This window comes from Streptomyces sp. NPDC031121 (assembly GCF_055570615.1).
In genome coordinates this window covers 202,061-215,933 of the sequence record NZ_JBVIGV010000012.1, presented here as the reverse complement: position 1 = coordinate 215,933, position 13,873 = coordinate 202,061, and the positions used below count along the sequence as shown (strand labels likewise).

At 73.1% G+C, this 13,873-nt stretch carries 15 protein-coding genes; 10 read left to right on the top strand and 5 right to left on the bottom strand.

All coding sequences use genetic code 11. The features are described from left to right. Positions 1-39 precede the first annotated feature (39 nt). Complete coding sequence (gene map, locus ACZ462_RS23635; RefSeq protein ID WP_467808313.1) at positions 40-807, bottom strand: type I methionyl aminopeptidase; 768 nt, start codon at positions 805-807, stop codon at positions 40-42. A gap of 65 nt (positions 808-872) precedes the next feature. On the opposite strand from map, the gene ACZ462_RS23630 reads away from it, so the two are divergent. The 9 genes from ACZ462_RS23630 to ACZ462_RS23590 all read left to right on the top strand — a co-directional run bounded on the left by ACZ462_RS23630 (position 873) and on the right by ACZ462_RS23590 (position 10,457). Then, positions 873-1,124 carry a helix-turn-helix domain-containing protein gene (locus ACZ462_RS23630; RefSeq protein ID WP_114054902.1) on the top strand — a complete coding sequence of 84 codons (252 nt, stop codon included), beginning with the start codon at positions 873-875 and terminating at the stop codon, positions 1,122-1,124. Between the two features lie 84 nt (positions 1,125-1,208). After that, a complete protein-coding gene (locus tag ACZ462_RS23625; RefSeq protein WP_467808314.1) occupies positions 1,209-1,400 on the top strand; it encodes a hypothetical protein in 192 nt (63 codons plus the stop codon). 9 nt (positions 1,401-1,409) lie between these two features. Next, on the top strand, positions 1,410-1,790 hold the full coding sequence (locus tag ACZ462_RS23620) for a PPOX class F420-dependent oxidoreductase (RefSeq protein WP_467808316.1): 381 nt from the start codon (positions 1,410-1,412) through the stop codon (positions 1,788-1,790). Between the two features lie 45 nt (positions 1,791-1,835). Continuing rightward, a complete protein-coding gene (locus ACZ462_RS23615; RefSeq protein ID WP_467808317.1) occupies positions 1,836-4,049 on the top strand; it encodes a hypothetical protein in 2,214 nt (737 codons plus the stop codon). Positions 4,050-4,216: 167 nt separating this feature from the next. Continuing rightward, on the top strand, positions 4,217-5,059 hold the full coding sequence (locus tag ACZ462_RS23610) for a nitrilase-related carbon-nitrogen hydrolase (RefSeq protein ID WP_467808318.1): 843 nt from the start codon (positions 4,217-4,219) through the stop codon (positions 5,057-5,059). Between the two features lie 38 nt (positions 5,060-5,097). After that, positions 5,098-6,351, top strand: a complete 1,254-nt coding sequence (locus ACZ462_RS23605; RefSeq protein WP_467808335.1) for an aspartate aminotransferase family protein — start codon at positions 5,098-5,100, stop codon at positions 6,349-6,351. Between the two features lie 14 nt (positions 6,352-6,365). Then, the gene (hydA, locus tag ACZ462_RS23600; RefSeq protein ID WP_467808320.1) at positions 6,366-7,766 is read left to right on the top strand and encodes a dihydropyrimidinase; all 1,401 of its coding nucleotides are present in this window, start codon (positions 6,366-6,368) and stop codon (positions 7,764-7,766) included. Positions 7,767-7,779: 13 nt separating this feature from the next. Beyond that, positions 7,780-8,796 (top strand): TIGR03842 family LLM class F420-dependent oxidoreductase, encoded by a 1,017-nt coding sequence (locus ACZ462_RS23595; RefSeq protein ID WP_467808321.1) that lies wholly within the window; start codon positions 7,780-7,782, stop codon positions 8,794-8,796. Positions 8,797-9,833: 1,037 nt separating this feature from the next. After that, the gene (locus ACZ462_RS23590; protein WP_467808322.1) at positions 9,834-10,457 is read left to right on the top strand and encodes a hypothetical protein; all 624 of its coding nucleotides are present in this window, start codon (positions 9,834-9,836) and stop codon (positions 10,455-10,457) included. A 111-nt stretch (positions 10,458-10,568) separates the two neighbouring features. Here ACZ462_RS23590 and ACZ462_RS23585 read toward each other — a convergent pair whose 3' ends face one another. From ACZ462_RS23585 to ACZ462_RS23575, 3 genes are all read right to left on the bottom strand, one after another. Next, positions 10,569-10,850 (bottom strand): hypothetical protein, encoded by a 282-nt coding sequence (locus ACZ462_RS23585; protein ID WP_467808324.1) that lies wholly within the window; start codon positions 10,848-10,850, stop codon positions 10,569-10,571. After that, positions 10,847-12,001 carry a DNA alkylation repair protein gene (locus ACZ462_RS23580; protein ID WP_467808326.1) on the bottom strand — a complete coding sequence of 385 codons (1,155 nt, stop codon included), beginning with the start codon at positions 11,999-12,001 and terminating at the stop codon, positions 10,847-10,849. The genes ACZ462_RS23585 and ACZ462_RS23580 overlap by 4 nt, the downstream gene beginning before the upstream one ends. A gap of 78 nt (positions 12,002-12,079) precedes the next feature. Further along, positions 12,080-12,379, bottom strand: a complete 300-nt coding sequence (locus ACZ462_RS23575) for a hypothetical protein (RefSeq protein WP_467808328.1) — start codon at positions 12,377-12,379, stop codon at positions 12,080-12,082. 105 nt (positions 12,380-12,484) lie between these two features. Here ACZ462_RS23575 and ACZ462_RS23570 point away from each other — a divergent pair, with 105 nt between their 5' ends. Then, positions 12,485-13,030 (top strand): ABATE domain-containing protein, encoded by a 546-nt coding sequence (locus tag ACZ462_RS23570; protein WP_467808329.1) that lies wholly within the window; start codon positions 12,485-12,487, stop codon positions 13,028-13,030. 40 nt (positions 13,031-13,070) lie between these two features. Here the strand turns inward: ACZ462_RS23570 and ACZ462_RS23565 are convergent, their stop codons facing one another. Next, positions 13,071-13,778, bottom strand: coding sequence for a SapC family protein (locus tag ACZ462_RS23565; RefSeq protein WP_467808330.1), 708 nt, complete (start codon positions 13,776-13,778; stop codon positions 13,071-13,073). Between the last annotated feature and the right edge of the window lie 95 nt (positions 13,779-13,873).

Here is a 13,873-nt window from a genome sequence, read left to right as displayed (position 1 = left end):
CGGGCGTGAGCCGGGGCCGGGCTCCGCGCGGGCCGGCGGTCACGGTGCGGTGAGGATCCTGGGGCCGTCGGCGGTGACGGCGACCGTGTGCTCCGCGTGGGCGGCGCGGCTGCCGTCGGCGGTGCGCAGGGTCCAGCCGTCCCCGTCGCAGGTGTAGTCGTCCGTCCCGCCCGCGATCAGCATCGGCTCGATCGCCAGGACCATGCCGGGGCGCAGCGGCATGCCGCGCCCCGGCCGGCCCTCGTTGGGAACGCCCGGGTCCTCGTGCATCCCGCGGCCCACGCCGTGCCCGCCGAACCCGTCGGGGATGCCGTATCCGGCCGAGCGGCAGACCGTCCCGACCGCGTGGGCGATGTCCCCGATCCGGTTGCCGGGGACGGCGGCGGCGATGCCGGCGGCGAGGGCGGCCTCCGCCGTCTCGACGAGCCGCAGGTCGGCGGGGCGGGGGCGGCCGACCGTGAAGCTGACGGCGGCGTCCCCGACCCATCCGCGCAGGCGTGCGCCGAAGTCGACGCTGACCAGGTCGCCGTCGGCGAGGGGGCGGTCGTCCGGGATGCCGTGCACGATCGTGTCGTTGACCGAGATGCACGCCGTCGCGGGGAAGGGCACCGGGGCGAACCGCGGCCGGTAGCCGAGGAACGGCGAGGACGCCCCCGCCTCCGAGAGCACCCCGCGCGCCACCCGGTCCAGGGCCCGGGGCGTCACCCCGACGCGCGCGGCCGCGCGCACCGCGGCGAGGGCGCGGCCCACGATGCGGCCCGCGGCGCGCATCTCGTCGATCTGCTTGTCCGTCTTCAACTGCACCATGCCAATAACTATACCGGTATAACTTTACCGGGATTGTTGTTGGGGGCCGGCGGTACGATGGGGCCATGGTCCGTACCCCCCTCACTCCCGAAGAGCGCGAGCGCGGCGAACGCCTCGGCGGCCTCCTCCGCGAGGCCCGCGGCGGGCGCAGCATGGTCGAGGTCGCGGCGGCGGCCGGGCTGTCCGCCGAGACCCTCCGCAAGATCGAGACCGGGCGGGCGCCCACCCCGGCCTTCTTCACCGTCGCCGCGCTGGCGCAGGCGCTCGGCCTGTCCCTGGACGACGTCGTCCGCCGCTGCGCCCTCGTCCCGGCCTGACCGGCCGGAGGCCGGGGTGCCCCGGGCGGGCCGAACGGACCAATCCGGGATGGGAGCGGCGGGCCGCGGGGCAAGCGTGAGGGCGTGTCAGAGAGCAACGCGCCCCAGCGCCTCGGAATCGGACTCCTCGGCGCGGTCCTCGCCGCAGGCCTGCTCGTCGCCGCCTGCGCGGCCCCCGAAGAGGCCCCGCACCGCACGGGCACCCCGGGCGGCACCGCGCCCCGCGGCCCCGCACCCGCCCCACCGGACGGCCCCGGGCCGGCCGGCGTGCCGTAGCCTCGCGGGATGACCCTCGAAGAGCTCGGACGCGGCAAGTACGTCAGCCTCACCACGTACCGGAAGGACGGCACGGCCGTCGCCACGCCCGTGTGGGCGGTCGCGGACGGCGGCGAGCTGTTCGTCTGGACGCGCAGCGACTCCTGGAAGGTCAGGCGGATCCGGAACAACGGCCGGGTCTCGCTCGCACCGTGCGATGTCCGGGGGCGTGTCGAGCCGGGCGCCGGCGTCCTGGAGGGAACGGCGAGGATCCTCGACGCGGACGGGCTGAAGCGGGTGCGGCGCCTGATGTCGCGCAAGTACACCTGGCAGTTCTGGGCGGTGGACCTGCCCGCCGCGGCCGCCCGACTCGGCAAGCGCCCGCACGTGGCGATCGCCATCCGCGCGTGAGGCGCCCGTAGCCCGCCCGTAACACCCGTGGTATCCAATGCGGGCATGGAGACCGCGACTTCGCCGGCGATCGCACGACTCTCCGGCTGCTTACGGGGACTGGTGCAGCGGCTCGATCCGGGGGCGGGCTGGTACGGGGAGTTCCTGCGCCGGGACCCCGAAGGGCTGCGGGCCTGCCTGGAGGGCGCGGCGATGCCGCCCTGGGACGTGGTGGAGTCGCTCCTCGCCGACCTGGAGGCGGCCCGCGGCGCCGAGAGCGCGGCCCGCGAGGTCCGGCACGCGGCCCGGCTGCGCGCCGAGGCGGCCGCGGAATGGGACCGGCTGCCGGGCGGCGCGGAGGAGCTGCGCGCCCACCTCGCGGCCGTCGCCGCCCAGCGCACCGCCTCCGAGGCGGCCCTGCACCACCTGACGGCCCGGCTCGCGGCCGCCGCCGACCGGGCCGAGGCGGACGCCCTGGCCGCCGAACGCGCCTGGGTGCGCGACGACGCCGCACGCGCCGCCTCCCGCCATGCCGACCTCACCACCCGCCTCGCGGCCCTCGCGGCCCCGGCGAACGCCGCACCGTCCGCCGACCCCCTCCCCGCCGTCCCCGCCCAGCCCCGCACCCCGACCCCGCCGGCGGGCGAACCGGCAGCCGAACCCGACGGGCCCGCCGCCCCCGCCCCGCACCTTCTCCGGCCGGCCGCGGCCCCGGCGGCGGCACAGCAGACCCCGCCTCCGGCCGAAACGCAGCCGACGCCCGGGCCTGCGAGCGGCGCGGCCGAGGGGCGGGGCGACCACCCCGGGTCCGCGGCACCGCCGCACCGGGGCCCGCACAGGGCGGGCGGCGCACGGTACGCGGGACCGCCGCTCGCGGGCGGGGGCTTCGGCGGCGACGCACCGCCGGCCGACACCGCGGAGCCGGAGGTGCTGCACCGGGCCCAGGGGACGGCGGGCGACGCGGCCCCCGCCGCGGGCGGCACCACGGAGGCGAAGGCCGGCGCCGGGCCCGCCGACGCGCCCCAGAGGCGGCTGCCGCGCCGGAAGCTGCGGAAGGCGGGCGGGGCGCGGTACGCGGGCGTGGCGGCGGCGTCCGCACCGCCGCCGGGAGCCCCGTACGACCCGGCCCCGCCCCCGGCCCCGCGCGGCGCGCGGTTCGCGGGCGCGGTGGAAGCAGGCGCCACCGCGGGCGGCTCCGGCGTCGCCCCGGCCCCGCGCGGCGCACGGTCCGCGGGCGCGGTGGAAGCGGGCGGGTCTGGCGTCGCCCCGGCCCCGCGCGGCGCACGGTTCGCGGGTGCGGTGGAAGCGGCGGCGGCCGCGGACGCGCCGGGCGCCGGCCCGGCACCCGGGGGTGCACGGTTCGAGGGTGCGAGGGAAGCGGCGGCGGCCGCGGACGGCCCTGGCCCCGACCCGGCCCCGCGCGGCGCACGGTTCGCGGGTGCGGTGGAAGCGGCGGCCGCCGCGGGCGGGTCTGGCGTTGACCCGGCCCCGCGGGGCGCCTGGTTGGCGGGTGCGGTGGAAGCGGCGGCGGCCGCGGACGCGCCGGGCGCCGACCCGGCCGCAGGGGGTGCACCGTTCGAGGGTGCGAGGGAAGCGGCCGCCGCAGCGGGCGAGCCCGGTGCCGACCCAGCCCCGCCCCCAGCCCCGCGCGGCGCGCGGTTCGCGGGTGCGGTGGAAGCCGCCGCCGCGGGCGGGTCCGCGGACGCGGGGGAGGGCCGGAGCGGTGCCGCGGGCGGCGGGGCCCCGGACGTCGGCGCCGCAGGCGTGTTGCGGGTCGTCCGGGAGCTTGCGGCGCTGCGGGGGGCCGGGCGCGGGGGTGAGGCCCATGCGCTGCTGTGCGAGTGCGCCGCCTGGCCCCCCGACCGGCTGCCCGCGCTCGCCGCCGGCCTGGTCCGCGCCGGGCTGGGCGCCGACTGGGCCACCCTGCTGTGGGAGGCGGCCTCGCTCCCGCCCGACCGGCTCGCGGCGGCCGCGGCCGCGCTCGGCGCGGCCGGCCGGCACGCCGACTGCGAGGCGCTGCTGCGCCAGGGCGTGGCCCGCCCCGCCGCCGAACTCGCCGAGGCGGCCCTCGCACTCCTCGAAGCCGGCCGGGACCGCGAGGCCGACGCCGTCCTGGAGGCGTTCGTACGGGCCCGGACCGCGGAGGACGCCGCCCGCCTCGCCCGCCGCGACCCCGACCGGCTCGTCCCCCGCCTGCTGCGTGCCGCCGCGGCCGTCTCCGCAGGACAGCGCCGCGACCTGGTCCACGCCTTGCGCGTCGCGAAACTCCCCGACTTCTGAACCGACCGCCCCCTGAACGATTTTGATCGGTTCACGTGCGATTTCGACCGACTGCTCCAACCGTGCAAGGCGGTCTTGCCCCACCGTGTGGCGGGGCCTACGTTCTACTCCCTACGCACACCGTCTACGTGCGTAGAAGTCGGCGTTCCCGTCGCGAGGAGCAGCTCATGGCCCAAGTCGTCCGCGCCGCACTCGTCCAGGCCACCTGGACCGGAGACACCGAGTCGATGATCGCCAAACACGAGGCGCACGCCCGCGCGGCCGCAGCCCAGGGCGCTCGGATCATCGGGTTCCAGGAGGTCTTCAACGCCCCGTACTTCTGCCAGGTGCAGGAGCCCGAGCACTACCGCTGGGCCGAGCCCGTCCCCGACGGCCCCACCGTCCGCCGCATGCAGGACCTCGCCCGCGAGACCGGCATGGTCGTCGTCGTCCCCGTCTTCGAGGTCGAGGACTCCGGCTTCTACTACAACACCGCCGCCGTCATCGACGCCGACGGCAGCTACCTCGGCAAGTACCGCAAGCACCACATCCCGCAGGTCAAGGGCTTCTGGGAGAAGTACTACTTCCGCCCCGGCAACCTCGGCTGGCCGGTCTTCGACACCGCCGTCGGCAAGGTCGGCGTCTACATCTGCTACGACCGCCACTTCCCCGAGGGCTGGCGCGCCCTCGGCCTCGCCGGCGCCCAGCTCGTCTACAACCCCTCCGCCACCCACCGCGGCCTGTCCGCGCACCTGTGGCAGCTGGAGCAGCCCGCCTCCGCCGTCGCGAACGAGTACTTCATCGCCGCGATCAACCGCGTCGGCCGCGAGGAGTACGGCGACAACGACTTCTACGGCACGAGCTACTTCGTCGACCCCCGCGGGCAGTTCGTCGGTGACGTCGCCAGCGACAAGGAGGAGGAACTCCTCGTCCGCGACCTCGACTTCGACCTCATTCGGGAGGTCCGCACGCAGTGGGCCTTCTACCGCGACCGCCGCCCCGACGCCTACGAAGGACTCGTCAAGCCGTGACCGACCCGACCCCCCTGCTCAGCCGCCACCGCTCCGTCATGCCCGACTGGCTCGCGCTGTACTACGAGAGCCCCCTGGAGCTCACGCACGGCGAGGGCCGCCACGTCTGGGACGCGGACGGCAACCGCTACCTCGACTTCTTCGGCGGCATCCTCACCACGATGACCGCCCACGCCCTGCCCGAGGTCACCAAGGCCGTCTCCGAGCAGGCCGGGCGGCTCATCCACTCCTCCACCCTGTACCTCAACCGCCCGATGGTGGAGCTGGCCGAGCGGATCGCCGCACTGTCCGGCATCCCCGACGCCCGGGTCTTCTTCACCACCTCCGGCACCGAGGCCAACGACGCCGCCCTGCTGCTCGCGACCGCGTACCGCCGCTCCAACCAGATCCTGGCGATGCGCAACAGCTACCACGGCCGGTCCTTCACCACCGTCTCCGTGACCGGCAACCGCGGCTGGTCCCCGACGAGCCTGTCGCCGCTGCAGACGTACTACGTCCACGGCGCGGTCCGCACCCGAGGCCCCTTCGCCGCGCTCTCGGACGCGGAGTTCACCGCGGCCGCCGTCGCCGACCTCGAGGACGTCCTCGGCCAGGCCCGCGGCTCCGTCGCCGCGCTGATCGCCGAGCCGATCCAGGGCGTCGGCGGGTTCACCTCCCCGCCCGACGGCCTGTACGCGGCCTTCCGGGAGGTCCTCGACCGCCACGGCATCCTGTGGATCAGCGACGAGGTGCAGACCGGCTGGGGCCGCACCGGCGACCACTTCTGGGGCTGGCAGGCCCACGAGCGGGGCGGCCCGCCCGACATGCTGACCTTCGCCAAGGGCATCGGCAACGGCATGTCCATCGGCGGCGTCGTCGCCCGCGCCGAGGTGATGAACTGCCTCGACACCAACTCCATCTCCACCTTCGGCGGCTCTCCGGTCACCATGGCCGCCGGCCTCGCCAACCTCGGCTACCTGCTGGAGCACGACCTCCAGGGCAACGCCCGCCGCGTCGGCGGCCTGCTCCTCGAGCGGCTCCGCGCCGCCGCGGCGTCCGTGCCCGCCGTCCGCGAGGTCCGCGGACGCGGCCTGATGGCCGCCGTGGAGCTGACCCGCCCCGGCACCGACGAGGCCGACCCGGACGCCGCGTCGGCCGTGCTGGAAGCCGCCCGCCGCGGCGGCCTGCTCCTCGGCAAGGGAGGCGGGCACAACACCAGCGTGCTGCGCATCGCACCCCCGCTGTCCCTCACCGTCGCCGAGGCGGAAGAGGGCGCCGACATCATCGAAGAGGCCCTGCGCAGCATCGTGTAGCCGGGAGGCGCCGCATGTCCCACCGCACCCTGATCCGCGGCGGCCTGGTCGTGACGGCCGCCGACGAACTCCACGCCGACGTCCTGGTCGAGGACGGCAAGGTCGCCGCCCTCGCCGCCCACGGCTCGGCGGCCGCCGAGAGCTGGACGGCCGACCGCGTCCTCGACGCGACCGGGAAGTACGTCATCCCGGGCGGCGTCGACGCGCACACCCACATGGAGCTGCCGTTCGGCGGGACGTCCGCCTCCGACACCTTCGAGACGGGCACCCGGGCCGCCGCCTGGGGCGGCACCACCACCATCGTCGACTTCGCCGTCCAGAGCGTGGGCCGCGGCCTGCGCGAAGGCCTCGACGCCTGGTACGCGAAGGCGGACGGCAACTGCGCCGTCGACTACGCCTTCCACATGATCCTCTCCGACGTCAACGAGGCCACCCTGAAGGAGATGGACCTCCTCGTCGGCGAGGGCATCACCTCCTTCAAGCTGTTCATGGCCTACCCGGGCGTGTTCTACAGCGACGACGGGCAGATCCTGCGCGCCATGCAGCGGGCCTCCGGCAACGGCGGACTGATCATGATGCACGCCGAGAACGGCATCGCGATCGACGTCCTCGTCGAACAGGCCCTGGCCCGGGGCGAGACCGACCCCCGCCACCACGGCGAGGTCCGCAAGGTGCTGCTGGAGGCCGAGGCCACGCACCGGGCGATCCAGCTCGCCCGGGTGGCCGGCTCCCCGCTGTACGTGGTCCACGTCTCGGCGGAGGAGGCCGTCGCGGAACTGGCCGCGGCCCGCGACAAGGGGCTGCCGGTGTTCGGGGAGACCTGCCCGCAGTACCTGTTCCTGTCCACCGACAACCTCGCCGAGCCGGACTTCCAGGGCGCCAAGTACGTCTGCTCCACGCCGCTGCGGCCGCGCGAGCACCAGGCGGCGCTGTGGCGGGGCCTGCGCACGAACGACCTCCAGGTCGTCTCCACCGACCACTGCCCGTTCTGCTTCCGCGGCCAGAAGGAGCTGGGCCGCGGCGACTTCTCGAAGATCCCGAACGGCCTGCCGGGGGTGGAGAACCGCATGGACCTCCTCCACCAGGCGGTCGTCGACGGGCACATCTCACGCCGCCGCTGGATCGAGATCGCGTGCGCGACCCCGGCCCGCATGTTCGGCCTGTACCCGCAGAAGGGCACCATCGCCCCCGGCTCGGACGCCGACATCGTCCTGTACGACCCGCACGCCGAGCAGGTCATCTCCGCCGAGACCCACCACATGAACGTGGACTACTCGGCGTACGAGGGCAAGCGGGTCACCGGGCGCGTCGAGACCGTCCTCTCCCGCGGCGAACTCGTCATCGACCGCCGCCAGTACGCCGGCCGGGCCGGCCACGGGGCGTTCATCCACCGCTCCACCTGCCAGTACCTGTAAGGAGATCCCCCGCATGGACTTCGGCCTCGTCCTGCAGACCGACCCGCCGGCCTCCCAGGTCGTCAGCCTCATGAAGCGGGCCGAACGCAACGGCTTCCGCTACGGCTGGACCTTCGACTCCGCGGTGCTGTGGCAGGAACCGTTCGTCATCTACAGCCAGATCCTGGCCAACACGCAGAAGCTGCACGTCGGCCCGATGGTCACCAACCCGGGCACCCGCACCTGGGAGGTGACCGCCTCCACCTTCGCCACCCTCAACGACATGTACGGCAACCGCACCGTCTGCGGCATCGGCCGCGGCGACTCCGCGATGCGCGTCGCAGGCCGCAAGCCGAACACCCTGGCCCGCCTCGGCGAGGCCATCGAGGTGATCCGCGACCTGGCGGAGGGCCGCGAGGCGAGCGTGGACGGCAACCCGGTCCGCATCCCGTGGATCAGGAACGGGAAGCTGCCGGTCTGGATGGCGGCCTACGGGCCGAAGGCCCTGGCCCTGGCCGGGCAGAAGGCGGACGGCTTCATCCTCCAGCTCGCCGATCCGTTCCTCACGGAGTGGATGGTCAAGGCGGTCCGGGAGGCCGCGCGGGACGCCGGCCGCGACCCCGACGCCCTCACCATCTGCGTCGCGGCCCCGGCGTACGTGACCGCCGACGACTCGCCCGAGGCCATGGCCCACGCCCGGGACCAGTGCCGCTGGTTCGGCGGCATGGTCGGCAACCACGTCGCCGACCTGGTCGCCCGCTACGGCGAGCACTCGTCGATGGTCCCCGAGGAGCTCACCGCGTACATCAAGGACCGGCACGGCTACGACTACAGCCACCACGGCCGCGCCGGGAACCCCGACACGGCGTTCGTCCCGGACGAGATCGTCGACCGTTTCTGCCTCCTCGGCGCCGCCGAGACCCACATCGGGAAGCTCCACCACCTCAAGGACCTCGGCGTGGACCAGTTCGCCGTGTACGACATGCACGACAACCGGGAGGGCACCATCGACGCGTACGGCTCCGAGATCATCCCTGCGCTCAACGCCTGACGCGGGGCCGCCGAACCTCCGCACGGCCGGCACGACGTTGTGCCGGCCCACAGAAGGAAAAGGGCAGCGGCCCACCACCTTCCCCTACCGCAGGATCGTTCTGCGCAGCTGTCAGTGGCACCTGCCATGCCGTAGGGGAGGGTCCGTTGGGAAGTAGGGGCGCCATGGCGTTCGAGTGGGATCGGATCGGCCAGCCGCATTTTGCCCGAGTCGTTGAGGCGTTGGCCCACCGGCTTTCCCCGACGGGCTGCAGGGGCGTGGGCGCAGGCCGAGTATCAAGAAGTCGTTCAAGCGTGCTATGGAGCACGACCCTTATGAGTGGGTCCTCGTCGTCCCTTGCACACTTACCCCGGGCGGGCGGGCGTTCGTCATGGGCCTGACCGAAGGCCGGGACGTGAAGGTCACCGTGATGGACCGGACGGTACTGGACGATCGCCTCGCCGCGCACAGCGATATCGACTGCGTCATAGGTGGGGCCGTAGGGGCTCCAGCGCCCGAGGAAGGGCTTCAGGTCGTCGGGGTGTGGCTCGGGAATGTCGGGCAGCCTGGGCGGTGTATTCAGTGGGTCGAGTCGCTGCACCGTTGCCGCTGCCCCGTAGGTGGCGGGGCCGGTGCGGGTCCGCGGTGTCGGACTCGTGCTGGTAAGGGCCGTGACGTCCCGGCCGGGGGGCGTCTGTCAGATGTGGACGTGGAGTTTCAGGACGCGCGGGAGGACGGTCGCGTGCGGGGTGTTCATGTGGGCCTTGGTCAGGTCGGCTTCGTATTTCCGCGCCCCCCGCTCGGGCCGCAAGGCGCCCGCCTCCTCGGGGAGTCGCTGGGAGGGCGCGGTCCTGTTGCCGTGTGACGGAGGTCATAGGAACTCGCCGGGCTGCGGGACCGGCTCGTTGACGTCGTCGAGCGGATGGAGTCCCATCGGGACGGGGACGACTTCGCCACCGACACCGTGCTTCTGCTCTCCGGGACGGAGAGCGCCCGATGACCGCACCCTTGACGCCCTCGACCCGAGCGCTCTACCGCGCGCTGGTCTGATCGGGGCTGTGGGGACCTTCGCGTGTGCGGTTGCCTTCCAGATCCTTTCCGTCGTTCACGCGGACGTGCACCTTCAGCCCACGGACGTGCCACTGTCTCCCGCTGCTTTCCTGGAGCCCCTCAACGAGAGTGCGGATGCCGTGCTGTTGTGGATGGCCTTCGACACGCTCTTCGTCGTCGCCTACCTGACCACCTTCGCCGCGGCCAGAGCTCTGACCGTCTCCCGCCTGCTCGGTACGCTCAGCCTCACCGCGATGATCACGGCGGGCGCCCTGGACATGGTGGAGAACACGGTTCTCGCCGTCCACGCGGCCCAGGCGTCCGTGATGGAGCCGGCCCCTGCGGCGCCGATGATGGCCCTCTATACGATCGCTCAGCTCAAGACGGCCGCCGCTGCCACCGGCATCGCCTTCCTCGCCCTGGCGCTTCCCGCGCGCACCCGGTTGCTCCGCGCGGCGATCGCGGCGGCGGGCACCTTCGTGCTCGTCACCGTTGCCGGCGTAGCCCGTCCCGAACTGGCCGCACTGGAGGCGTTGCCGATCCTGCTGCTCATGGGGTTGCTGGCGGGCGTCTTCGCCCGCCGGCTGAGGGCAGCCGCCCCGGTCTCGGGCACCGTGGCCGAGCCGGCGTAGCCTTACGGAATTGCCGGGCCGCCTTACGAAGGGCGGCCCGGCACCTTCCTGGCGGCCTGCGGCAGTGGGACGTTGTGCCTCACCGCGCCCGAGGGCCGACAGCGGCGTTGCTCAGGGGTAATCGGTTGTGGTGGTGCAGGTTGCACCCTCAGCCCGGCAGTCCGCGAGGCGGTGGGCGAAGAGGAAGGCTCCGAGGACAGCGATCGCGGCGAGGCCGAACGCGCCGATGACTCCCCAGGCCCGCAGTTTCCACGAGTTCTCCCGCCAGGACTGGGGAGTGAGGAAGAAGGCCACATGGATGAGGACGAAGACGCAGAACAGAGAAGCCGCGATCACCTCTATGAACATCAGGATCACTGTGCCCGCGCCGGATGTTCCGGTCGCTTCGTTCATCGGGCCGCTCCCTCGCCGTGGTGGTCGGAACGTATGCCCAGCCCGGCGAGGGACGCATCCGCCGGGACGCGAAGGGTGAATGCGGCCGAGCCGTGAGGCTTGCCGTTGATCTGGAGCTGCACACGGTGGACGCCGGGATGGTAGCGGCGGGTGCTGAGCTCTCGGAAGGAATGCCGGCGGACTGCCGACCACCGCTCACCGGGGGCGAGATCGCGGGTGGTCAGCTTGAAGACCTTGGGGGTGAGGCTGCCGTTCGCCTTGCGGTGATGGATGACGTAGTCGATGACCAGGCGCGTGGGACGCGGTCCGGTGTTGGTGATCTCGTAGCCGAAGACGAGGTGCTCGCCGAGGTGCACCTCGGGTGTCCGGACGTCGGGGCCGACTATCTGTACGGCCACGTGGGGGTCGTGACCGAGGAGCGCCAGAGCGTCGGGGTGACCGGCCTTGACGAGCGTCCGCAGGCCGTGGCGGACCAGGGCGGGTGTGGTGGGGGCCGGGTCGGCGAGCCAGCGGGCGGCGGTGGCGACGGCCGTATCCGGATGCTCGTGGCTGATGTCGTTGAGGTGGTTGGCGACCGATCGCCGCACGTACTCGCTCGTGTCGCGGTACAGCGCGTCCAGGACGGGCAGCGCGGGGGCCGGGTCCGTGACGAGTGCGGTCAGGCGTGGCGCCCATGGCAGGCGCGGGCGTGTGCCTTCGCTTGCCAGGCGGCGCACGTGGTGATCGGGGTGTCGAGACCATCCCAGGACCGGCTGCAGGGCCCGGTGGAGGTCGTGGTGGAGGAAGGGGCGTACGGCCATCTCCGCGGTGAGCCGCGGAGTGAGGGCGGCGAGCAGATCGAGGCCCGGCTCGAACACATCGGACGCCAGGGCGCGTTCGGCGACGGCCGCGTTGACGGCGAAGGTCATCCAGCCGGTGAACTCGGGGCGGCGAAGGGCCGCGCGGACGACGTCGGCGAAGGCGGGGTAGGCGTCCGGAAGGTCGGCGAGGACGGCTTCCTTCACGGCGGTGACGCGTCGGCTGAAAGGGAGGCCCTCCAGTAGGGCACCGCAGCCGCGGAGGGCGGTGGCCGGTGCGGCGCCCGCTGCCGCCATGACGGAGGCCAGCAGGTCCGTGGTGCGAGGGTTGATCAGTTCGTCGGCCGTGGGCACGGCTCTCCCTTCTCGGCTGGTTCCGGCACCTGCGGCGTGCCCGCCCCACGTGGTCGCAGGCCGCAGGTGCCGGTTCGGCTACTGCTGGGTGCTGTGCAGCACTTCGGCGTGGCGCATCTCGTGCACCTCGCCGATCAGGCTGAAAAACTCGGCGGCTGCCGGGTCCCCGGGCATCTCCTTCGCCGCGCGGGCGGCGGCTTCCGGAGAGGCCCAGAGGATGAGGTCGATCAGGGAGCCGTCCTCGTAACGGGCGAGGTGCGCGCCGAGGAAGTCGGACCCGTACCGCTCACGCAGAAGGGCGATCAGCCCGGCGCGGTGGGCGGTGAGCTGCTCGGGGTCGGTGCAGGCGAAGCGGACGTACTCGATGGTCGTGCTCATGGAAACCCCTTCACTGTCGAATCACGGATTTGCATGGCTGAATCCGTGAAATCACGCTATCACGGATTCGACGTCGGGAACCCGTGGGTCCGATAGACTGGGGGCATGTCCCTCAAGAACCTGCGCGAGATGCCGTGGATCGGCGAGCAGCCGGTCCTCGACCTGGCCAACACCGTCCTCGTCGGGGCTGGACCCGCGGGTGAGGACGTCGACCTCCTGGCAGGCTCTGAGCTGCTGGCGTCCTGGCGGGAGAAGGCGCTCGACCGTGAACTCGCCGGCCTGCCCCTGGCCGATCTGCAGGAGCTGCGCGCCCCGGTCCGGGCCGCGCTGGACGCGGCGGCGCGGCAGGCGCCGCTGCCGGGTCCAGCGAGGGAGCGGCTCAACGCTCTGGCCGCACGGGCCCCGGTGACGTTCCGGGTCGACAACGGCGGCCACCTCACGGAGCAGGAGGCCGGAGGGCCGGTCGCGGCAGCGGTCGCCCGGCAGGCGCTGGTGCTCGCCGCCGGGCCGGAGCAGGCGCGGTTGCGGCGCTGCCCCGCACCGAGCTGCGGGATGTTCTTCCTCGCGCGCAGGCGGGATCAGGCATGGTGCTCGATCGGCTGCGGCAACCGTGCACGCGCCGCCCGCAGGAGTGAGCAGCGCACGGACTGAACCCGGTCCGGCCTTACCCTCGCCGCAGTCCCTGCCTGCATCAGTCGCCGATGAGTTCGCCCACCAGGCGCGGCAGATGGTGCAGGGAGACCAGGTGGGCGTGGATGACGGCCAGATAGCCTGTGACGATGAGACGTATCAGGTCGGCGAGGGGGTCGCCGACACTGAAGCTTTGCAGTCTTTCTTCGTCGACCACCCAGTATTCTCCGAGCGCGACGGAGGCGCCGTCGGCTCCCGTCACCGTCAGCGTCTCCTGTTTCAGCAGACCGAGACGGAGCAGCTCCTTCGTGAAGTCCTGGGTCCGCTGCGTCTCCGTGACGCACCACTGCAGGAGTTCGATGCGGTCGGCCAGTACCGGCGTGGGGGAGCCGTCGTCCTCGAAGAGGCGATGACCCTCGATGGTGCTCCAGCCCTCGTAGTCGGCGTCGATGCCTACGCCGAATTCTCCGTTCTCTTCCTTGACGGGGAAGAACGGGTATGCGCGGATCATGGCCGGCCGGTATGCGTGTGGGGGCCAACTCCCGTCTGCCGTGACGTACTGGTTGCGGCCTGGCTGAAGGCCCTGCAGGGCGCAGGGTGTGAGCCCGGTCGGCCCCTCGGAGAAGACGATCGGGTAAGCGACCGCGGCCTCGGCGAACTCCGCCGCCTGGAGCGAGACAAGGTGCTCCGTTGCGGCGAAACGCGCGTTCCTCGGCAAGGTCACGCGGAGTAGCGCATGGTCTTCCCCGCTCAGCGGCACGATCCGCATGGGATCTCCCCTCGATTAGAGTTCACATGTTTCTATAGATGAATCCGTGAGGCGCGCTATCGGTTCCCCTCATGGCGGGGTCGGCGTCCGCCCGA

Bases quoted from the DNA above. Each gene is read 5' to 3' on its own strand.
- map (WP_467808313.1), bottom strand. From the start codon at position 807: ATGGTGCAGTTGAAGACGGACAAGCAGATCGACGAGATGCGCGCCGCG.
- ACZ462_RS23630 (WP_114054902.1), top strand. From the start codon at position 873: ATGGTCCGTACCCCCCTCACTCCCGAAGAGCGCGAGCGCGGCGAACGC.
- ACZ462_RS23620 (WP_467808316.1), top strand. From the start codon at position 1,410: ATGACCCTCGAAGAGCTCGGACGCGGCAAGTACGTCAGCCTCACCACG.
- ACZ462_RS23615 (WP_467808317.1), top strand. From the start codon at position 1,836: ATGGAGACCGCGACTTCGCCGGCGATCGCACGACTCTCCGGCTGCTTA.
- ACZ462_RS23610 (WP_467808318.1), top strand. From the start codon at position 4,217: ATGGCCCAAGTCGTCCGCGCCGCACTCGTCCAGGCCACCTGGACCGGA.
- ACZ462_RS23605 (WP_467808335.1), top strand. From the start codon at position 5,098: ATGCCCGACTGGCTCGCGCTGTACTACGAGAGCCCCCTGGAGCTCACG.
- hydA (WP_467808320.1), top strand. From the start codon at position 6,366: ATGTCCCACCGCACCCTGATCCGCGGCGGCCTGGTCGTGACGGCCGCC.
- ACZ462_RS23595 (WP_467808321.1), top strand. From the start codon at position 7,780: ATGGACTTCGGCCTCGTCCTGCAGACCGACCCGCCGGCCTCCCAGGTC.
- ACZ462_RS23585 (WP_467808324.1), bottom strand. From the start codon at position 10,850: ATGAACGAAGCGACCGGAACATCCGGCGCGGGCACAGTGATCCTGATG.
- ACZ462_RS23575 (WP_467808328.1), bottom strand. From the start codon at position 12,379: ATGAGCACGACCATCGAGTACGTCCGCTTCGCCTGCACCGACCCCGAG.
- ACZ462_RS23570 (WP_467808329.1), top strand. From the start codon at position 12,485: ATGTCCCTCAAGAACCTGCGCGAGATGCCGTGGATCGGCGAGCAGCCG.
- ACZ462_RS23565 (WP_467808330.1), bottom strand. From the start codon at position 13,778: ATGCGGATCGTGCCGCTGAGCGGGGAAGACCATGCGCTACTCCGCGTG.